Origin of the sequence: Oligoflexus sp. (genome assembly GCF_035638955.1) — a bacterium.
Taxonomy (GTDB): Bacteria; Bdellovibrionota_B; Oligoflexia; order Oligoflexales; family Oligoflexaceae; genus Oligoflexus.
Genome location: NZ_DASQYZ010000231.1, coordinates 1 through 19,894 on the forward strand (window position 1 = coordinate 1; position 19,894 = coordinate 19,894).

The following is a 19,894-nucleotide window of genomic DNA, read 5'->3' on the forward strand; positions in this document are numbered from 1 at the left end:
TCCGTAAGGTGACCTTCCTTTATAGCTTCGGGATGGCGATTCATTTGGTCTGGAACTGCTATCACGCGTTGAAGGCCAACAAGCGGCTCTTTGTTCTGTTCTTCGGTGAAACGATTTTCTTCTTCTCCAGTTTGCATGACATCCTCTTGGCTTTGGGCTTTATCAAATCGACCAGTCTGATCTTTATGGGAACTTTGGTCGCGACATCCTGCATTCTGTACTGGACCGCCATTATCTTTGCCGAGACATTCATGCAGAACCGTCAGCTTCTGCAACACGTTGAGCAGGTCAACCATAACCTGGAACGGACCGTTGCGATTCGGACCCATGACCTCCATGAGAAAAAGCAGAACCTCAGTTTGATTCTGCAAAGCCTGCCCGAGGGTATCCTGACCTTTGACGCAGCCTTTCGCATCCTGCCTGAATATTCCATGGCCCTGGAGCGTATTCTGGAATCGGCGCATATCGAAGGGCGCGATGTTTTCCAGCTCCTGTTCGCTCACTCATCGGTGGCCATGGACGTGCAAGCGCAAATGCGCAGTGCCCTCGAATTCAGCTTTGGCGACAGCGATCTGAATTTCGAAGCCAACAAGGAGCTCCTGGTCAAGGAATTTCAGACCTCGATCCGTGGCGAGATCAAGGTTTTGTCCCTCGGCTGGAGCGCGGTGGTGGCCGAGAATAATCAGGTCAGCAAGGTTCTGCTGACCGTGAGCGATGTCACGCAGGTGAAGCGTTTGGAACGTGAATCGCAGATGGCCAAACTGCGGACGAAAATTATCGAAGCCGTCATGAACGGGTCCATGCCGCGAATTCACGACTTTGTGATGAGCGCTTTGAGTGGACTACAGCCCTTTGTGGACGCCTTGAAAGTAAGCCAGCTCACAAACGACCAGCTGGCAGGTCTTTACCGCGAAGTGCATACGGTTAAAGGTAACGCTCGGACCTTTGATCTTTTGGATCTGGCCGAGAATGCCCACAATGTGGAATCCGCGTTTGCCGAACTGAAACGACGATCGGATGCCTTGGAAAGCGAGCAGATCACCTTTATCCTGCAGGATCTCCTTGACGCTTTGCAGCAAATTGAAACTATCAAAACCGATGTGCTGGCGAAATTGAATAGGCCTGATTCGGGCGACATGCAGGACGTTCATCCCAAACTATGGAAGATGTTCAAGAATCGTTGGCAGCATATCACGGCTGACCATGTCGCCCAGGAATTGACGGATCTGCAACAGGATATTCAAATGATGGACTACCGTCAGGCCCGGCCCTATTTCGCGGGCCTGGTATCGTCCTTTGATGACATCGCAAGCAGCTTGAATAAGCCAGCGCCCAGCATTCATCTGGATATTCCCAACGATCTGTTCATGGATCCGACTCTCGCAAAATCCTTGAATGATATTCTGGTCCATATGATCCGCAATAGTCTGGACCATGGTATCGAAACACCGGAATCGCGACGGGAGCGGAACAAACCGGAGCGGGGACAGGTCAGCATTACACTCAGGCCCCAGGGTCGTGGCTTTATCCTGGACTATGCCGATGACGGTCGAGGCCTGAATTTGGAAAAGATTCGCATTCGCGCCTTGCAACTCGGTTTGGCCGAAGCCCAGGCCACCCAACCGGAGCAACTGGTGCAAAGCATTTTCGCCCACGGCTTCAGTACCGCGGAACGCGTGACGGATGTCTCGGGTCGTGGCGTCGGGATGGAAGTCGTAGCCAAGGAACTGCGCAGCTGGAAGGCCCGTCTGCGTTGGAATCAGATCGATCTGGTGACACCCGAATCCCAGCTGTTGCCTGTTGACGTCAGTATACTTTTTCCCACAGGATCCGTTCTGGCCAGCCCTTCCATGCAGGAAGTCCGCATCGCACTCTAATCGCGACACTCTGAGCTTGGTCTTGACTTTTGATTGCGAAATAGCGATTTTTTAGCTTCCTATCGCTGCTTCCAACAAAAGGAATTTATCATGAAAACAAACAAGCTGATGATCAGCAGCCTTTGGGCGAGCTTTGTGATATGGGGTTGCGGATCTTCAGCGAAGAGTCAGGAGCTGCCGAACAAAGCTCCTGAGCCAGCGCCTGAACTTGCGCAGCCCGTGACCACAGCGGAACGCGACGATGCTCCTTTCCATGGGGATCTTTGGATCGACCCGGAATCTCTGGCTGCGCATGATGCGAAGGCTTTACGCGAGTCACAGCCGGATGATGCGCGGCGCCTTCAGCATATTGCCAATCAGCCGATGGCACAGTGGTTGGGAGAATGGAGTGGTGATGTGGAAAGTCGCGTGAAGCGCATCACCTCGCAGGCGGGGACGAAAGTTGTCACTCTGGTGCTTTATCATATTCCCTATCGTGATTGCGGATCGTATTCAGGTGGAGGCAGCCAACCGACTGAGTATAAGAAGTGGGTGGAAGCCATTGCCCGCGGTCTTGGTACGCATAAGGCTCTGCTCATCGTCGAACCTGATGCTCTGGCACAAATGGATTGTCTGCCGAGCACGGCCCAAGCGGAGCGGTATAGGTTGATCAAGGATGCCGTGGCAATTTTGAAAAAAGCGTCCGGAGCGAGGATTTATCTCGATGGCGGCCATCCAGCCTGGAAACCCGTCGATGTGATGGCGGAACGGCTCTTGCAAGCAGGAGTGATGGCGGCCGATGGTTTTGCCTTAAATGTTTCCAATTTCCAGACTCTGGAGGACAATATTGGATACGGGCAGACCCTGCGGGCGCGATTGACTGGGAAAAATTTTGTGATTGATACCAGTCGCAATGGTCAGGGACCGCATCCCCAGGGTGAATGGTGCAATCCGCGGTCGCGGGCTCTGGGTCGGGCTCCCAGTTTGCAAACAGGCACGGGGGGCGTGGATGCCTTTCTTTGGGTGAAACGTCCCGGTGAATCAGATGGCTCATGCAACGGTGGGCCGGGAGCAGGACAATGGTGGCGCGACATAGCATTGGAAATGGCGAAAGGGGCTGGCCTCTGAATAAACCTCACGTGAATCAAAACGCCCGAGAGGGCCAACAGGCTCTCATTCGACGTCTCGCCTGGCTCCTGGATAGTTCGATTCGTATTCCAGGAACTCAGTACAAGGTCGGACTCGATGCTGTCATCGGGCTCATCCCCTGGGCTGGCGATGTTATCGGTTCCGCGTTGTCCCTGGGCATTGTCGGACTGGCCTTCAACCTGGGTGCTCCGCGCTCGACTCTGGTGCGCATGGGTTTTAATATCCTGGTGGAAATGGTGGTCGGTGCGATTCCTGTGGTGGGCGACATTTTTGATGCCTTCTGGAAAGCTAACGAACGCAACGTACGCCTGCTCGAGCGCAGCATGAGTCAGCCACGCGCCCGGCGTAAGGATTTTTGGTTTGTCAGTCTGATAGGATTGGTGCTGATTACAGTTTTGGGTTTTACGGTCTATGGAACGTTCCAGCTGACACAGTGGATCATCCAAAGTATCAGCCAGTCCAATTCATGGTGATCGATCCCATTCAATCCGCAAACAAGCGATCAAATTCCGCATAAGCCATCGCTGCTTCCACCTGGGCCCAGAAGCGATGGTAGTGGAACACAGGGGCCGGTCCGCCGGCTTTGAATTGTTCCACTTTCGCAAAATCCGGATCCTCCCGATAACGCGAACGCAGACTCAGGAAGGTGGAGTCCTTGTTGATCAGGCTGCCATCCGGCATCTTCCCTTGATAGGAACCAGGAATGTAAACCGAATCAAAGAACCGCAGATAATCCTTCCGGACTTCCGGAACAGCCAAACCTTTGTCATCGCGATGCAGATTCCAGATACGCTCCATCAATTCCTTGGCTAAATCACGCGCTGCGGTATCCATTTTCCCTTCATAACGGGCGCGTCCGACCGCATGGAACATCAGAGTTTTAGCCAGCGCGGCCGCAATTCCGAGATCCTGATTGTATTCCGTCACAGTCACATGCAGGTTCACTTGAGGCTGACCCGTCCAGGCGAGAGTGGTTGGAATTTCATATTCACCGTTCGGCAGGAGACGCGTGACGCTTGTCACCCACGGTACCCATCGATCGAGCAGAGCCTTGGCCCGCTTATCACCGGTTGCCGCGTAAAGTTCCGCAACCCTTTGCATCGACCAGGCCTGCCAGCCAAACCAGGTGCCCGATCCGGGATCGGCATAAACGGGATTACTCTCGTAAGCCATCCCGTGAAAGGTGGATGTGCCGGTGGGATAGTCACCGTAGGCACCGCCCCAGCTGCTGGTGGCTCCCCCGGCAATAGCCCCTTCGCTCGACTGCAGCCACTGATAAAATTCCAGCTGACGGTCCAGGCTTTTCGCCCAATCGCCGCGACCGCTCGCTGACTTCGGCGTGAATTCTTCATCCTGACTCAGAATGTAAGCGGCGAGAGGATTTTGATAGCCGAAATGAGCCGAACTGCTGCCGATCCGCCAGGCCCAGCGTGCCGTAGTATCCGCACCGTGCGAGCCGCCCCACGCATAATACCAACCGAGCAGATAGTGAGCGCTCTCGTAATTTTTTCCGCCGGGACAGCTGAGCTGACGACAGCCGATGGCTTTAAAATATTTATCGAGCATCGCATAGCGCAAGTAGTCACCCATTTTTGAGGCCTTGGCTGTCAGGTCTCCCACGGTTTCACCCTGGCCTTGCTCCTTGGCAATATTGCGGGCAAACCATGTGGCTTGAACCAGTCGGGCATCCGCATCAGGAGCGTTGGTATAACGCCACTGACGTTTGTAACCGGCTCCATCCTGGACAAAGAGACTTAAATAACCCTGGGTCGGTGCACCAAAGCGCAAATCCTCAATGGAAGGATGCGGGATCGTTTCCCATACCGATTCCTGTGGTCCGCGTTGGAAGGTGTTGATAAAAACCGGTTCATCGGCGTTGCCAAAGCCATACCAGTTGCTTGTGTCCAGAAGCCAGTGCATGCCGTAGATCGGCCCATCCCCATAGGCATTTTTCAGATCACTGGCCAGCGGATCCTGACCCACGTTCACCGATGCATTCAGCGGGGAAGGGTAGGCGTTAGGGGTTGGGTTTTCGCGGGCAAACGTCGCGGGTGACTGCGGATCGTAGGCACTTACCGTGGGTTGATAGGTGGGCACTGCATAGTTATCAATGCGATCATAAACATAACGCAGGGGTGCAAAGTCACCGGTGTAATGCGCATACATCGCTTCAAGCCAGGCCCAATAGCTGAATGTCTCACTCGTTGTGACGTGACCGTAATCGGGAGCCTCTACGAGCAAAGTCTCAACCGCATGATAAGGCAGATTGTACGAGCTGAAGTAACCATTTTGGGGATCGTGGAGTTTCCACCAAAGGGTTAAAAATTTATCCTGCCACGGATTGCCACTTGGTACGCTAATTTCCCTCCCCTGAGCGGTGATGATGCGGAATCCATCACCGGTTGCAAAAACTTTCGGCATCGATGCATGGGCTGCTGGCCATTGCCCAGCGTCGGATTGCACAGCCACACCGCCTGTGCCGGTCGCTCCCCGATTCGTGGAGCCGGTTGCCGCTAATGCGGATTGCGACAGCATCAAAGATAGAGTCAGGGCTGCCAGTCCTTGGCCGCGTCGTCCCGGCTGCAAACGCTTATGACACTTCATAAACACCTCCATGTGAAAATAATCCCCACCCAGGAAGCTGGGACACATTCATGCGTTCCAGCCTCCTAGGCGTGAAGCCCGATATTCGAGAGATACCCCCTGGTACTTTGTAATCAAGTATTACAAAGTACCACCGCGGTCCATTCAAAGAAATTGATCGAGCAGAAGCGACGTGTTGCATCCGATCGTTTGCTGATAGAAGATGCGTGGGTAGTTTTTGCGTTTAGATGTTTGTAAACTGCCGTGGAAAGGCTTGAAATCCACTGCAGGAGCGGCTTCCAGGCTCACTCAAGTCAACTCTCGCGAAGGCCTTTCGGGGTTTGACCCTAAAAAATCCTAAAGTCATGGGCGATTAATTGAGTGAACATGTGTCACAATAGAAGGGTTTTCTGCATTCCCTCTATAACCATTTGGCTATGCTTAGGAAACGCAGAGACTGTGCTGATGATGAAAAGCCGGAATAATGAGGGGTTTCGTTGACAACTCCAGGAATCTATGGTTGTTTTCCGACCTCATTGGGCTTCAACTGTGCGAAAGGAATGGCGGCGCATGTGGGTTGATCCAGACTCCTACCATTATTTGCCGATTGTGATTTTGATGGCGGTTGGCGCTATCATTGGTATCGTTTTGATTGCCGCGAACTATTTTTTGGGAACGCGTGTCCGCGAAAATCTCAAGCAGCACTACGACGTGTACGAATGTGGCGTGCCGCCGGTCGGCAACGCTCGGCAGCAATTCTCGGTTCGTTACTATCTCGTTGGCATAGTATTTCTGCTCTTCGATGTTGAAGTCGTCTTCATGTATCCATGGGCGATCGTATATAAAAAGTTCCTGACCCAGGGACCCTTTATCCTGCTGCAGATGATCACGTTTTTTGTGATTCTCCTGGTAGGCTATTTTTATTTGCTGGGCCGTAAGGGCCTGGATTGGGACTAAGGAGGCTTGTTATGGCTAAGGATGGAAGCGCCAGCTTTATACCAACCACGCTGGATTTTGCCGTCAAATGGGCCCAAAAAAATTCTCTGTGGCCGATGCCCTTCGGGACGTCGTGCTGCGGTATTGAAATGATGTCGACCCTGTCTGGAACCTATGATCTGTCGCGCTTCGGTGCGGAAGTCGTGCGGTTTACGCCCAGGCAGGCTGATCTTTTGCTCGTGGCCGGAACCATCACCAACAAGATGGGCCCCGTCATCCGTCAGATCTATGATCAAATGCTCGAACCCAAATGGGTGATCGCGATGGGCGCCTGCTCGTCGTCGGGCGGAATTTTTGATACATACTCGGTTCTGCAGGGGATCGATGAAATCATGCCAGTTGATATCTATGTCCCCGGCTGCCCGCCGATTCCGGAAGGTCTGATCTATGCCATCCTCCGTCTGCAGGATGTCGTGGAAAAAGGCGCCCCGCGTCCGCGCATGCATCGGCTGACCCGCGAAGAAGCCAAGGATGCCATGACCTATCGTAAAGTGATTTCCGATCAGCTGTTTTCTGACGCGCCGCTGGAAACGAAAGAGGTAGGTGAACCGAAATGAGTGACCCCGCTCCCGCGACTCGTGAACGCCAGGAAAAAATGCACGCTCATCTTGAAACCGCCTACAAGGAGTTTCGGCTTGAGCGTGATCGCATTCAGGAGACTGTGTTGTGGCTGCTCAAGCCCGAGCAGTTGCCCAAGCTCTGCATGGATCTGCGCGACGACAAGGACCTGCTCTTTGATCGTCTCTCTGATATAACCGCTTATGATAACGTCGATCAAAAGGACGGTCAGAAGCGTTTTGTTGGTGTTTATCAGCTTTACTCGATGAAACACCATATCCGTTTGCGTCTGAAAGTTTTGGTGGGTGAGGAGGAACCTCTGCCCACTGTCACTCCTATTTGGAAAGCAGCCAACTGGCTGGAACGCGAGGTCTATGACCTCTTTGGCATTCGGTACGAGGGCCATCCGGATCTGCGTCGCATCATGATGGACGAAAGATTCCAGGGCTACCCCTTGCGCAAGGAATACGAGCTGAAAGACCGTCAGCCGTTTAACGACTCGCTGCCGGCGCGCCTCGCGCCTCACGGTCCCACCGAACGCCTGAAGGACAGCGAACCATGACCCAACCCAATCTGAAAAATAAGTCAGCCGCCGAGCTGAGGGAAATGTTAGTTCAAGAACGCCAAAGCCTCACGGATTTTTACAATCCGAACGTGATGGTGAACATCGGTCCGTCGCACCCTGCGATGCACGGAACGCTGCGCGCCATGTGCCGGGTCAACGGTGAAGTGATCGAAGACGCCACCTGCGAGATCGGTTATCTGCACCGCGGTATCGAAAAACTGGCGGAACATCGCACGTACCACCAGTGGATCGTTTACACCGACCGACTGAACTACTGTTCGGCTTTGGCCAATAACGTCGCTTACGTGATGGCGGTCGAGGACATCCTTGGCATTACCGTCACCGAGCGCTGCCAGTGGATTCGCGTGATCTGTATGGAGCTCGCGCGCATTATCGACCACATCATCTGTGTGGCGATCAACGCTCTGGATATGGGCGCGATGACCTGTTTTTGGTATATGTACCACTGGCGGGAAGAAGCCTACACCATGATCGAAGGCATGTGCGGGATGCGTCTGACGACATCCTACACGCGGATCGGCGGGATGATGTATGACCTGCCGGACAATTTTGCCAGCGAGATGCAAAAGTTTCTGGTCGGTCTGCCCAAGACCTTGGATGATGTCGAAAAGCTCTTGACCACCAACCGCATCTGGGTCGACCGGACCAAGGATGTGGGCACGATGAGTGCGGAAGATGCCATCAACTTCGGTATGACGGGCCCCTGTCTGCGCGCCTCGGGTGTGGACTTTGACCTGCGCCGTGATCGGCCCTATTACACTTATCCGGAAATTGATTTCGATGTGGTGGTGGGACAGAACGGTGATGTTTACGACCGTTACCTCGTCCGCATGGAAGAGATGCGGCAGAGCGTGCGTATTCTGCAGCAGTGCATGCAGAAGTTGCCCAAGGGCCCGCTGTGGGTCGAGGACCGTCGCGTCCGCATCCCCGAGAAAAAAGATGTTTATGAAAAGATGGAAGTTCTGATCCATCACTTCAAAATATTTATGGAAGGCATCGATGTGCCGCCCGGTGAGAGCTACAACTGTATCGAATCACCCAACGGCGAACTCGGCTTCTATATCGTGAGCCGCGGTGGTCCCAAGGCCTGGCGGATCAAGATCAAGTCACCATCGTTGCTGCACTTCCAAACCTTTGAACACACAATCAGAGGGGCCAAGATCCCGGACGCGATTTCGGTACTCGGCAGTTTGAACATTATTGCCGGCGAACTCGACCGTTGAGACTGGCTGTGTAGGAGCTTTCCCGTATGATTATCGACCAACATATAAGCCAACGTATCGACGAACTGCGACCGCAGTTTCCGACTCAGCAGGCTCTGCTCTTGCCTCTTCTGCATGAAATCCAGGAGAAGGAAGGGTGGATCTCCAAGGACGCGATCAAGGAAGCCGCGAGCTTTCTGAAGTTGCCTTTGGCCCGGGTCGAGGAAGTGGTTTCGTTCTATACGATGTACAATAGAAAACCCGTGGGCAAGCAGCACGTTCAGATCTGCACCAATATCGCCTGCTTTCTGCGCGGTGCGGATCACCTCCTCGAATGCCTGGAAAAAAGACTCGGCATTCATGAAGGCCAGACCACTGCCGACGGTCGTTATACGTTGACCGCCGTGGAGTGCCTCGCCGCCTGTGGCACGGCTCCCGTGATGCAGGTGAACAAGGATTATCATGAAAATCTGAACGAAACATCGCTGCTTCAGTTGATGGATCGGTTGGATAAGGAGCTGCTCGATGGCTGAAGTCCTTCTTACCAAACATAATGGCATCAAGGATAACCATACGCTGTCCTTTTACAAGGCCGCGGGTGGATACCAGGCGCTGGAACAGGCGCTCGGCATGACCCCGGATGCCATCATCGACGAGGTGAAGAAATCCAACCTCCGCGGTCGCGGCGGTGCCGGCTTTCCCACCGGGATGAAATGGTCCTTCATGCCCAAGAATCCTGTGGATGCCCAGGGCCATCCCAAACCCAAATATCTGGTTTGCAATGCTGATGAAGGCGAACCGGGTACCTTCAAGGATCGTCTGCTCTTGACCCAATACCCTCACATGCTGATCGAAGGCATGCTGATCGCCGCTCATGCGATCGGTTCCAATCAGGGTTATATCTATATTCGCGGTGAATTCTATCGCGAGGCGGAAATCGTCAAGGCGGCGATCAAGGAAGCCCGCGCGGCAGGACTTTTAGGTAAAAAAGTGATGGGTCGCAGCTGGGCTTTCGATATCGAAATCTATCGCGGCGCCGGAGCTTACATCTGCGGCGAAGAAACAGCGCTTCTGAGCAGTCTTGAAGGCCGCCGGGGCGAACCTCGTTTGAAGCCACCGTTTCCGGCTCAGGTCGGCGCCTTTGGGATGCCGTCCTGTGTGAACAACGTGGAAACCTTCTGTGCGGTGCCCACGATTATTAAAGACGGCGCGGCGAAATTCGCAGCGATCGGCACGGAGCGTTCCGGTGGAACGCGGCTGTTTTGTGTGTCCGGTCATGTGGAAAAACCCGGCGTCTATGAATTGCCTATTCATATGAACCTCAAGGATCTGATCCAACACTGCGGCGGTGTCCGCGGTGGTCGCAGCGTGAAAGCCGTGATTCCTGGTGGAGCTTCGGCGCCCATGCTGCGCGGAGATGAGATCGATGTCGCGATGGACTTCGACAGCCTGGCCAAGGCCGGGACGATGGCCGGATCCGGTGGCGTTATCGTCATCGATGATCAGACCTGTATTGTTGAGTCCGCCGCCCGCCTTTTGAAATTTTACGAACACGAATCCTGTGGTCAGTGCAGTCAATGCCGCGAGGGCAGCCACTGGCTGGCCCGGATGTTCAACCGTATCGAAGCGGGGCAGGGAACGACCGAGGATCTCGATAAAATCGCGCATATTTGCGGTAATATGGCGGGTCAAACCATCTGCGCTTTCGCGGATGCGGTGACCGGTCCTGCCCTGTCGACGATTCGAAAGTTTCGTGCGGAGTTTGAAGAGCATGTGCGTCTGGGGCGCTGCCCATCAAAGCCAGAGCACTACGTCCGTCCGCACGACCACCACGCCAGCGCCCGGCTTTGATTGGAGTCAGGAATGAGTACTACTGAAAGCCCTAAGCCCAAAGTGACGATAGATGGGCAGGTTATTGAGTTCCAGCCCGGTGATACCATCATGCGGGCTGCGGAACGCGCTCATATCGATCAGGGGATTCCCCGTTTTTGTTATCACCCCGGCCTGCCGGTCGCGGGAACCTGCCGCATGTGTACCGTGGAAGTGGAAAAGGCTCCCAAGCTGATGACCGCGTGCTCCACACCCGCTGCGGACGGTATGATCGTCCACACGCAATCGGAAAAGGTTCGCAAGAGCCGCGCCGGCGTGATGGAATTTTTGCTGACGAATCACCCGCTCGACTGTCCGGTCTGTGATCAGGCCGGAGAATGCTCGCTGCAGGATTATAACTACGAATATGGTCCTGGTACGAGCGAGTTCCGCGAGGAAAAACGCGTTTATGGGGACGCTCAGACGAAGCCGCTGTCGGATCGCCTGACCTTGAACATGAACCGTTGTATCCATTGCGAACGTTGCGTGCGGTATACGGAAGATGTGACCAAGACCAGCGAACTTCTGATGAACAGTCGGGGTTGGCGCAAGGAATTGACCACAGCCTTGGAAGAAGGTCTGTTCAATGAATATCAGGGCAATATAGCCGATATCTGCCCTGTGGGCGCGATTACCTTCAACGACTTCCGTTTTCAAAAGCGCGTCTGGTTTTTGAAGGAAAAAAATGCCATCTGCGACGGCTGCGCCAAAGGCTGCTCGATTTATGCCGATCAGGAAAAAAATGTGATTTACCGTTACCGCGCTCGGCATAACGAGGCGGTCAATGGCCACTGGATTTGTGATGAGGGACGGGTCTCGTTCCACACCTATCAGGATCCTGAACGCGTGGTGCAACCGATGTTGAAGGCTCAAGCGTCGCTGGTGGCCACCAATTGGGAAACCCTGGTGCCCTGGCTGATGCAAAGTCTGAGCAACGCCCGGCGTGTCCTTCTGCTGATCGGCACCGATGCGACCAGCGAAGAGGCGGCCACGCTTACGCAGATTCTGCCCAGTTTTACCAAGGGCGAAGTGGTCACGCGTTTCTATAACGGCACCAATGGTGTTCGCCAGTCTTCGGATGACAGTCCGCTGGACGAGCTTCTGCGCCGCAAGGATAAGACACCGAATACGAAGGGTATGGAGCTCCTGGGTCTGCATCCGCTTACTGAGCAGGATCAGGGCTTTGATGTGGCCATCTATTTCCGTTCGGGTCGCGCCGCGATTCCAGCTCAAAAGCTGGGCCAGGTGGAAATCGCCTGGGGTGTGTTCAGTGCCCGTGAAGGGGAACGTTTCGCAGCGGTCCTGCCGGGTCTGGGAACTGTGGAAAAATTCGGGACCTTTACCCAGTGTGATGGCGTCACGCAAAGCTTTGAAGCGATTATTCAGCCTCATGGTGCCAGTGCTTCGGTCAAAAAAATCCTGGATGGGATGCGGATGAAAGCCATCGTACCCATTCTGGCCGCGCGTGAGGTAGCCCGTGACTCTGTTTGATAGCATTGCTCTGACGCTGAAGCTGATCTTTGTGCTGGGTGTGACCCTGAATGCAGTGCCTGTCATGGTCTGGTTCGAACGCCGCGGTTCGGCCTGGATCCAGGGCCGCGTGGGTCCCAACCGCGTTGGACCTTTTGGTCTTTTACAGCCGGTTGCGGATGTGATCAAGTTTGTGTTCAAGGAAAACTTCGTCCCGGCTCAGGCCTCGAAGTTTTATTATCACCTGGCACCCGCCATCGCGGCGATCGCTCCGATTGCAGCCTTTGCGGCGATTCCCTTTGGCAGTTACCTGATGATCAACGGCCGGGAAGTCCCGCTCCAAATCGCTCAGTTGGATATGGGTGTGCTGTCGGTTCTGGCCTTTGCCGGATTGGAAGTGTATCCGATCATGCTGGCCGGTTGGGCCTCGAACAACAAGTATGCGATTTTCGGCGCCCTGCGCGGCAGCAGCCAGATGGTGAGCTATGAAATCGCTCTCGGACTTTCGCTGGTTTCGATGCTGCTCGTCTACGGTTCGCTCGATTTGAACGTCATCGTTCAGTATCAGGATGATAAATGGTTCGGCGTGATTCCACGCTGGGGCATGTTCATGAACCCGGTCGCCTTTATTATTTTTCTGATCGCCATTTTCGCGGAAACCAACCGTCTGCCGTTTGACTTGCCGGAAGGCGACGCCGAGCTGGTGGCGGGGTATCACGTGGAATATGGCGCTACCAAATTTGCCATGTTCTTCTTCGCTGAGTATGTGGCGATGATCATGGCCTCTTCCGTCCTCGTGACTCTTTTTGCAGGTGGCTATTCGCTGCTGCCTGGTCTGGGGCTCTTGTCCAACGGTGTCGCCAGCCTTGTTGGGTTTGGCGCCGACGGTACACAAAACTTGATCGCGATCCTTCAGGCACTGGGTTTCATCTTCAAGGTGGCCTGTGTGATGTTCTTCTTTGTCTGGGTCCGATGGACTTTGCCCCGCTTCCGATTCGATCAGCTGATGAATCTGGGATGGAAGATCCTCTTCCCCATCGCCCTGGCCAACCTGATGTTTGTTGCGATCGTCATCGCATTGGTAGGGGTTTAATATGGCAACCAAGATCGTTACGCGTAAAGAAGGGTTCTGGGATAAGTATTATCTCCCAGCCCTGGCGGTGGGTCTGAAAGTGACCATTAAGCAGTTCTATAGGACACTGTTTCTGGGGAAATCCACCACGATTCAGTATCCTGAAGTGAAGCGGAACTACTCGCAGCGCTTTCGCGGCATGCATTTTATTACGGTCGACCAGAATAAGGTTGAAAACTGTACGTCCTGTTATCTGTGCCAGACCGTTTGTCCGGCGGAATGTATAACCATTGTTGCCGAGGAACGGGATCCTGACGAAAATCCGTACGGTGTGCGCAAAGAAAAGAAGCCCAAAAGCTTTGATATCGATGCTTTGCGGTGCTGCTTTTGTGGTATGTGCGAGGAAGCGTGTCCTAAAGATGCGATCAAACTTTCGCGCAACTACGAATTGGCCACGACAACTCGTGATGAAGCCTTCTATGATCTCGACCATCTGAAAAGGGAGGTCAAAGGCCGTGGTTAATCCTGTGCTTATCGTGCTCACCGTTATGATCATGCTCCTGAGCCTGAGCATGATCTTCGCGCGCAACCCCATCAGCAGCGCGTTTTCGCTCGTGGGGTTGATAGTGGCGCTGGGTGGCATCTACGCTATGATCGGAGCGCATTTTGTAGCTGCCTTGCAGATCATCGTCTATGCCGGTGCGGTGATGGTCCTCTTTATTTTCTCCATCATGCTGCTGAACATGAACGAGGAAAAAGGAGAAATTGATTTTGCCTCCTGGAAAACCTATGCCGCTCTAGGCGTCAGCCTGGGGCTCACTGGTTTTTTCGGGGTTGCATTCTTGAACTGGTCGCACGAAACCGGGTTGCCTACGCCGGATATTTATTCGCTGCAAAAGATCAAGGAGATCGGCGGCAATGTCTTGTCGGTCTCGGGTTTGCTCTTTTCGCAGATGTATATTCAGTTTGAATTGATCTCGCTCCTGCTCCTGGTCGCCATTGCTGGCGCCTTGGTCCTTGCCAAAAGAAAGGTGGATTGATGGATACCGGCGTACTTTTGCACCTTCTCTCCGCCTGGCTTTTCTGTATGGGACTTCTGGCGATCTGCGTTCGACGCAATACCCTCGTGATGCTCATGGGCATTGAACTCATGCTGAACGGCGTGAATCTATCCTTTGTCACCTTTGCCCACGAACTGCAGCAGCTCTCGGGTCAGCTGCAGGTATTTTTTGTTATTACGATCGCGGCAGCGGAATCGGCTGTCGGTTTGTCCATTCTGGTCAACGTCTATCGAAATTTCGGTAGTATCAAGACCGACCGTACCCAGACCTTGCGAGGCTGAACCATGAGCGACTTTGTCAATTCCAACCTGCCTTTGTGGATCCTGCTGCTGCCGCTCTGTGGTTTTGCATTCAACGGCATCGTTTATCCTCTGCTCAGCCGTGGGGTCAGCAAAACGAGTCATCTGATTTCCGGTGGCGTGGCGACCCTCGCGATGCTGGCCAGCTTCTTCTTTGCCTTCAGCGGTTTTCGTGAGCTGGCGGCCGGCAGCGGGGCGCTGCATACCACCGTATATCAGTGGGTGGCGATGAGCGATTTTTCAGTGGGCCTGAATCTCCAGTTGGATCGACTCAGCTCCATCATGGCCCTGATCATCACGGGCATCGGCAGTCTGATTCATCTTTATAGCATCGGTTACATGTCGCATGAAAAAGGTGCGGCGCGTTTCTTTGCTTATCTGAACCTGTTCTGCTTCGCGATGCTGATCCTGGTCCTGAGCGATAATCTACTGTTTGTGTTCTTCGGCTGGGAAGGTGTGGGCCTCTGCTCGTATCTGCTCATCAGCTACTGGTATGGTGATGCCGCCAATGCCGATGCCGCTCGGAAAGCCTTTCTCGTGAACCGGGTTGGTGATTTTGGATTTGTCCTCGCCATGTGCATGCTCTACGCAAAATTCGGCACCTTGGCTTTTTCTCAGCTTCTGGCGCAAATTACTCCCGAACATGCCACGTATCTGACCGGTGTTGCGGTGCTGCTCTTCTTTGCGGCGACTGGAAAATCGGCTCAGTTTCCCCTTTATGTTTGGCTGCCTGATGCGATGGCAGGTCCTACTCCAGTTTCGGCCCTGATCCACGCCGCGACCATGGTGACAGCTGGCGTTTATCTCTTTGCTCGTCTGCACTTTGTCTTTGAACTTGCGCCTGCGGTGATGACGGTTGTGGCCTGGGTTGGAGCTTTGACTGCTCTGATCGGCGGCACCATCGCGCTGGCCCAGAATGATATTAAAAAGGTTCTGGCCTATTCCACGGTTTCGCAGCTGGGCTTTATGTTCCTCGCGACCGGAGTCGGCGCCTATCATGCTGCTGTCTTTCACCTTATGACGCATGCTTTCTTTAAAGCCCTTCTTTTCCTGGGTGCTGGATCTGTCATCCACGCCTGTGATGGAGAGCAGGACATGCGGAAAATGGGAGGCCTGCGCAAAGCCTTGCCTATCACCCATGCAACGATGCTGATCGGCAGTCTGGCGATTATGGGCGTTCCCTTGTTCAGCGGATTTTTCAGTAAGGATGAAATCCTGTTCATGGCAGAAGCCATGCCGCGGGGCAGCATGGGCCTGTTTGCAGCCGGTTCCCTGGCCGCGTTTCTGACCGCAATCTATACGATACGCATGCTGCGCATGACATTCTGGGGTGAAGCCCGATCGGGCATTCACGGTCATGAATCGCCTTGGGTGATGACCCTGCCCCTCGTGGTCCTGGCTGTGCTGGCCACATTCGGTGGATTCTTAGGAGTGCCCCATGAACTGGCCCATGCCGTGGGCTTGCCTACGCATCTGCTCGGCGAATGGTTGACACCGGTGGTACCTGTCGCAGCTTTGGATCTTCATGCCGCCCCCATCAGTGAAGGTATGGTGTCCGTGATCGCCACAGCCTTGAGCGTTATCGGAATTTTCCTGGGCCTTGCGATGTTTAAAAAGACTTTCACACTGCCGAGTGCGGCCCTGGGAAAACTTTTGGAAGGCAAATATTTTGTTGACGAAATCTATACCAGCCTCTTCGTCCGTCCCCTCTATTGGATGGGTGATCTCATCGCCAGGACCCTGGAAGGACGTTTGATGCAGAATCTTGGCAACTGGATGGGTGTGGGTTCGTCGTGGTCGGGTGATCGGCTGCGGGCTTTGCAGGGAGGAGATCTTCAGATCTTTGCTCTGATTCTCTTGGCCGGACTTTCGCTCATCGTGGCAATCTCTCTCTTCTGGACGAATGTATGAATCAACTCCTCTCTTGGATGATCTTTCTTCCGGCTGTGGGTGCGGCCCTCATTCTTCTGTTGCCCAATGGAAAAATAGCCAGGCCGCTGGGTGTCCTGATAAGCGCCTTGGTGGCTGTTTTTGGGGTTATGCTTTGGCTGAACTTTGAAGTGGACGTCCTCGGTCCCCAGTTTGCCATTAAGTTTCCGTGGATACCTGAGATGGGCGTGTCGTTTGACATTGCCGTGGATGGTTTAAACCTGCCTTTGGTTGTGTTCACGGCTATGCTTACGCCGCTGGCATTCCTAGGAACCTGGACGCTGCCCGCTGATGCGACCGACAGCATGCAAAAGCGCATGACTGCCCTGGTGCTGCTCATGGAATGCGGCGCCCTGGGTACGTTTTTGAGTCAGGATCTTTTCCTGTTTTACGTGTTCTGGGAAGTGATTCTGATTCCTGCTTATCTTTTGATTGGCATGTACGGTGGCGCGGATCGGGTCAAGGCCACGCTGCAATTTTTTATTTATACCTTTGCCGGCTCGCTCCTGATGCTGGTTGGCATTGCCTGGTTGATTTATGCTCAGAAGACCACGACAGGTACCTTCAGCGCGTCGATGGTTGAACTGCAGAATCTGCGCTTTGCCTTCGACCCTGATGCGGGCTGGGGCGGCGTTCTCTCGGCCCAAGGGCTCCTGTTCGCGGCGTTTGCGGCTGCGTTTTTTGTCAAGTCACCGCTGGTACCCTTTCATGCCTGGCTGCCTTCGACCTATACTCAGGCTCCTACACTGGTGACGATTTACCTCGCGGCTGTCCTGTCCAAAATGGGAACCTACGGTATTCTGAAAATTCTTTTGCCCCTGTTTCCTGATGCAGCGCGGGCCTTTGGGCCGACCCTGATGTGGCTGGCCGCCATTGGTATCGTGTATGGCGCTCTGCTGGCCATCGCCCAGAAAAATTTGAAAACTGCCATTGCCTACTCCTCGCTCTCGCACGTCAGTTATATTCTGCTGGGTCTTTTCTCTTTGACCCCTTCCGGTATGAATGGGGCGCTGCTGCAGATGGTCAATCACGGGATCGCCATTGCCGGACTTTTTCTGCTCGTGGGACACTTGGAAAAAAGCCGTGGCAGCCTTGAACTATCGGCCTTTGGGGGTCTTGCGAAAACCACCCCACTGCTGGCCACATCCTTTATGATCATGGTCCTCTCGTCCGTGGCTTTGCCGGGAACCAACGGCTTTGTGGGTGAGTTCATGGTGCTGGTGTCGAGTTTCCGCGTGGACAGCGGCGCCACCATTCTTGCGGCCACTGGTATGGTGCTCGGGGCGGTCTACATGTTGAATGTTTATCAAAAGACCATGTTTGGGGCGACCGCGGAAGGTCCGGCCTCGACCTGGTCGGATCTGAGTGTGAAGGAAATCATCGTGATGGCGGCCTTAAGTGCGGCTGTCGTCGGTATCGGGGTCGCGCCCCAGGGTTATTTGGTTCGTTCCAAGCTGGCCATCGAAGAGACTGTCAAACACATCAGTCCCGAAGCCGTAAAACCTGATGAATCGGGCCGTGTTTCCCACTTCTGATGTTCATCAAGAGGAGTCCTTGTGTCGTTTGAAGAACTATTTCCCATCCATTTCATAGCGGCCGAACAATGGCAGGCGCTCATTCCCCTTATCGTGATGAGTGTGAGCGCGGTCCTGGCTCTTCTTGCTGCGCCCTGGAAACCTAAAGGCCGATTGGCCTCCTTCGCGGTGTTGACCGCTGGTTCGGTACTGGCTCTGTTAAGTCTCAGTTTCAGTGTGCCGGACGCTCCCGTTTCGGTCCTCGGCGGCGTGCTGGTGATTGATCGCTTGAGTCAGATTTTTTCCGCTTTAACGGTCGCAGCTGGTCTGGCTGCAGCCTTCATGACTTTGGGTTTTGATCAACGCGAAAAGCTTCTGACCGAGGTTTACTCGCTGATAGCGTTTGCCGTCGTGGGTATGATGATCCTGGTGAGTACGCGGGATCTGATGGTGCTGTTCATTGGCCTGGAACTGATGTCCCTGGCTGTCTATGTTTTGGTGGGCATGCGGCGTCAGTCCTCCGACGCTGCGGAAGCGGGACTGAAATATTTTCTGCTCGGTGGTGTGGCGAGTGCGATTTTGCTTTACGGCGTAAGTCTGCTCTACGGCAGCACCGGGAGCTTAAAATTCGATGTCATCGGCCAGGGGCTCAGTCGTCTTTGGCAAAACGGAACACCCATGCTGCCGGTTCTGGGTCTGGTCATGGTCGGCATCGGCTTTCTCTTTAAAATCGGCGCCGTGCCTTTCCATGTCTGGATTCCCGATGTCTATACCGGTGCTTCGACCCCGGTGACGGGTTTTATGATTTCCGGCGTCAAGGCTGCTGCCATTGGCTCGCTTTTACGCTTCAGCAGTGATGTCTTTTCTCTGCCAGGCCTTTTGTCGGTCGGTGGCAGTTTCTATTGGATCCTTTGGACCATTATCGCTGTCACGCTCCTGTTCGGCGCGCTGGTGGGCTTGCGGCAAACCAATCTCAAGCGGATGCTCGCGTATTCAACCATCACGCACACCGGTTATGTATTGCTGGGCTTTTTGGCTTTGATCATCGGCCAGGAAAGTGCATCGGACGCTATCGTGTCCTATACGCTTTTTTATGTGGTCATGAATCTGGGTGGATTTTCTGTCCTGACCCTGATCAGTCCCGAACACAGTGATGAGCCCACCCTTCAGGACCTGGCTGGTCTGGGTCAGCGCCGACCTTATCTGGCTTTCGCTTTGAGTTTGTTTCTTCTCAGCATGGCGGGTATTCCACCGACGGCTGGATTTTTCGGAAAATACTATCTCTTCATGAGTGCCGTCTCTGCGGGTGAATTGGGTCTGACCATTCTGGCTGTCGTTGGCAGCGTGATTTCCGCAGTATTTTACCTGCGACCCTTGGTTTACATGTACATGAGACCTCAGGGTGACGATCATGGTGTGGAAGCCCGATGGGTTGGCAGTTCCGCGGTCGTGGGATTGGCAGCTGTCCTCACATTATTTATGGGTTTTGTCCCATCCTGGTTTTCCAGCCTTATGAAATGACGTGACAACCTCTCGGGAATAAATTCCCGAGCATCCTGTAGTTAAGATGCGAGGAGTCCTGGAAGATCCTTCCAGGACTCTTGAAGTTGGCAGGAGAATGGCCCGAGGGCCAACCGTCTGCTACGACCCGAGTATAACTCGGGAAGGCGGAGCCACACCGCTGATTCGTATCTTTTCAGTAAATTAAGACAGGCTTGTTGGTCCCTCGGAAATTCAAACCCGCATTCAG

The 19,894-nt window shown here is 54.0% G+C and carries 18 protein-coding genes; 17 read left to right on the forward strand and 1 reads right to left on the reverse strand.

Features of this window, described 5'->3' with window-relative positions; translation table 11 throughout:
* The 3 genes from VE954_RS21665 to VE954_RS21675 all read left to right on the forward strand — a co-directional run.
* A partial coding sequence (locus VE954_RS21665) for an Hpt domain-containing protein (RefSeq protein WP_324956665.1) occupies positions 1 to 1,877 on the forward strand: 1,877 nt, incomplete at its 5' end.
* A gap of 90 nt (positions 1,878 to 1,967) precedes the next feature.
* Entirely contained in the window at positions 1,968 to 2,984 is a 1,017-nt protein-coding gene (locus tag VE954_RS21670) for a glycoside hydrolase family 6 protein (RefSeq protein WP_324956667.1), read from the forward strand.
* Positions 2,985 to 2,995: 11 nt separating this feature from the next.
* Positions 2,996 to 3,478, forward strand: coding sequence for a DUF4112 domain-containing protein (locus VE954_RS21675; protein WP_324956669.1), 483 nt, complete (start codon positions 2,996 to 2,998; stop codon positions 3,476 to 3,478).
* Positions 3,479 to 3,488: 10 nt separating this feature from the next.
* Here the strand turns inward: VE954_RS21675 and VE954_RS21680 are convergent, their stop codons facing one another.
* The gene (locus tag VE954_RS21680) at positions 3,489 to 5,609 is read right to left on the reverse strand and encodes a glycoside hydrolase family 48 protein (protein WP_324956671.1); all 2,121 of its coding nucleotides are present in this window, start codon (positions 5,607 to 5,609) and stop codon (positions 3,489 to 3,491) included.
* A gap of 549 nt (positions 5,610 to 6,158) precedes the next feature.
* Between VE954_RS21680 and VE954_RS21685 the strand changes: the two genes are divergently transcribed.
* From VE954_RS21685 to VE954_RS21750, 14 genes are read left to right on the forward strand one after another with little or no spacing between them, the layout of a single operon-like run.
* Positions 6,159 to 6,545: an NADH-quinone oxidoreductase subunit A gene (locus tag VE954_RS21685; RefSeq protein ID WP_324956673.1), complete on the forward strand. Its 387-nt coding sequence runs from the start codon at positions 6,159 to 6,161 to the stop codon at positions 6,543 to 6,545.
* Positions 6,546 to 6,556: 11 nt separating this feature from the next.
* On the forward strand, positions 6,557 to 7,141 hold the full coding sequence (locus VE954_RS21690; protein ID WP_324956675.1) for an NADH-quinone oxidoreductase subunit NuoB: 585 nt from the start codon (positions 6,557 to 6,559) through the stop codon (positions 7,139 to 7,141).
* Complete coding sequence (locus VE954_RS21695) at positions 7,138 to 7,704, forward strand: NADH-quinone oxidoreductase subunit C (RefSeq protein ID WP_324956677.1); 567 nt, start codon at positions 7,138 to 7,140, stop codon at positions 7,702 to 7,704. The genes VE954_RS21690 and VE954_RS21695 overlap by 4 nt, the downstream gene beginning before the upstream one ends.
* Positions 7,701 to 8,951: an NADH dehydrogenase (quinone) subunit D gene (nuoD, locus tag VE954_RS21700; protein WP_324956679.1), complete on the forward strand. Its 1,251-nt coding sequence runs from the start codon at positions 7,701 to 7,703 to the stop codon at positions 8,949 to 8,951. Before VE954_RS21695 ends, nuoD begins: the two co-directional genes overlap by 4 nt.
* Positions 8,952 to 8,977: 26 nt before the next feature.
* Complete coding sequence (gene nuoE, locus VE954_RS21705; protein WP_324956680.1) at positions 8,978 to 9,463, forward strand: NADH-quinone oxidoreductase subunit NuoE; 486 nt, start codon at positions 8,978 to 8,980, stop codon at positions 9,461 to 9,463.
* Complete coding sequence (gene nuoF / locus VE954_RS21710) at positions 9,456 to 10,781, forward strand: NADH-quinone oxidoreductase subunit NuoF (RefSeq protein WP_324956682.1); 1,326 nt, start codon at positions 9,456 to 9,458, stop codon at positions 10,779 to 10,781. Before nuoE ends, nuoF begins: the two co-directional genes overlap by 8 nt.
* Before the next feature lie 12 nt (positions 10,782 to 10,793).
* A complete protein-coding gene (locus VE954_RS21715) occupies positions 10,794 to 12,290 on the forward strand; it encodes a 2Fe-2S iron-sulfur cluster-binding protein (protein WP_324956684.1) in 1,497 nt (498 codons plus the stop codon).
* The gene (gene nuoH / locus VE954_RS21720; protein WP_324956685.1) at positions 12,277 to 13,362 is read left to right on the forward strand and encodes an NADH-quinone oxidoreductase subunit NuoH; all 1,086 of its coding nucleotides are present in this window, start codon (positions 12,277 to 12,279) and stop codon (positions 13,360 to 13,362) included. Before VE954_RS21715 ends, nuoH begins: the two co-directional genes overlap by 14 nt.
* A gap of 1 nt (position 13,363) precedes the next feature.
* The gene (locus tag VE954_RS21725) at positions 13,364 to 13,864 is read left to right on the forward strand and encodes an NADH-quinone oxidoreductase subunit I (RefSeq protein WP_324956686.1); all 501 of its coding nucleotides are present in this window, start codon (positions 13,364 to 13,366) and stop codon (positions 13,862 to 13,864) included.
* Complete coding sequence (locus tag VE954_RS21730) at positions 13,857 to 14,381, forward strand: NADH-quinone oxidoreductase subunit J (RefSeq protein WP_324956688.1); 525 nt, start codon at positions 13,857 to 13,859, stop codon at positions 14,379 to 14,381. The genes VE954_RS21725 and VE954_RS21730 overlap by 8 nt, the downstream gene beginning before the upstream one ends.
* Positions 14,381 to 14,683: an NADH-quinone oxidoreductase subunit NuoK gene (gene nuoK / locus VE954_RS21735; protein WP_324956690.1), complete on the forward strand. Its 303-nt coding sequence runs from the start codon at positions 14,381 to 14,383 to the stop codon at positions 14,681 to 14,683. Before VE954_RS21730 ends, nuoK begins: the two co-directional genes overlap by 1 nt.
* Before the next feature lie 3 nt (positions 14,684 to 14,686).
* Entirely contained in the window at positions 14,687 to 16,612 is a 1,926-nt protein-coding gene (gene nuoL, locus VE954_RS21740) for an NADH-quinone oxidoreductase subunit L (RefSeq protein ID WP_324956692.1), read from the forward strand.
* The gene (locus tag VE954_RS21745) at positions 16,609 to 18,165 is read left to right on the forward strand and encodes an NADH-quinone oxidoreductase subunit M (RefSeq protein WP_324956694.1); all 1,557 of its coding nucleotides are present in this window, start codon (positions 16,609 to 16,611) and stop codon (positions 18,163 to 18,165) included. Before nuoL ends, VE954_RS21745 begins: the two co-directional genes overlap by 4 nt.
* A gap of 21 nt (positions 18,166 to 18,186) precedes the next feature.
* The gene (locus VE954_RS21750) at positions 18,187 to 19,665 is read left to right on the forward strand and encodes an NADH-quinone oxidoreductase subunit N (RefSeq protein ID WP_324956696.1); all 1,479 of its coding nucleotides are present in this window, start codon (positions 18,187 to 18,189) and stop codon (positions 19,663 to 19,665) included.
* Positions 19,666 to 19,894: the final 229 nt, after the last annotated feature.

Coding starts and splice junctions, on each gene's coding strand:
- nuoF (WP_324956682.1), top strand. CDS start 9,456: ATGGCTGAAGTCCTTCTTACCAAACATAATGGCATCAAGGATAACCAT.
- VE954_RS21725 (WP_324956686.1), top strand. CDS start 13,364: ATGGCAACCAAGATCGTTACGCGTAAAGAAGGGTTCTGGGATAAGTAT.
- VE954_RS21685 (WP_324956673.1), top strand. CDS start 6,159: ATGTGGGTTGATCCAGACTCCTACCATTATTTGCCGATTGTGATTTTG.
- VE954_RS21670 (WP_324956667.1), top strand. CDS start 1,968: ATGAAAACAAACAAGCTGATGATCAGCAGCCTTTGGGCGAGCTTTGTG.
- VE954_RS21680 (WP_324956671.1), bottom strand. CDS start 5,609: ATGAAGTGTCATAAGCGTTTGCAGCCGGGACGACGCGGCCAAGGACTG.
- nuoD (WP_324956679.1), top strand. CDS start 7,701: ATGACCCAACCCAATCTGAAAAATAAGTCAGCCGCCGAGCTGAGGGAA.
- nuoE (WP_324956680.1), top strand. CDS start 8,978: ATGATTATCGACCAACATATAAGCCAACGTATCGACGAACTGCGACCG.
- VE954_RS21715 (WP_324956684.1), top strand. CDS start 10,794: ATGAGTACTACTGAAAGCCCTAAGCCCAAAGTGACGATAGATGGGCAG.
- nuoK (WP_324956690.1), top strand. CDS start 14,381: ATGGATACCGGCGTACTTTTGCACCTTCTCTCCGCCTGGCTTTTCTGT.
- nuoL (WP_324956692.1), top strand. CDS start 14,687: ATGAGCGACTTTGTCAATTCCAACCTGCCTTTGTGGATCCTGCTGCTG.
- VE954_RS21695 (WP_324956677.1), top strand. CDS start 7,138: ATGAGTGACCCCGCTCCCGCGACTCGTGAACGCCAGGAAAAAATGCAC.
- VE954_RS21745 (WP_324956694.1), top strand. CDS start 16,609: ATGAATCAACTCCTCTCTTGGATGATCTTTCTTCCGGCTGTGGGTGCG.
- VE954_RS21690 (WP_324956675.1), top strand. CDS start 6,557: ATGGCTAAGGATGGAAGCGCCAGCTTTATACCAACCACGCTGGATTTT.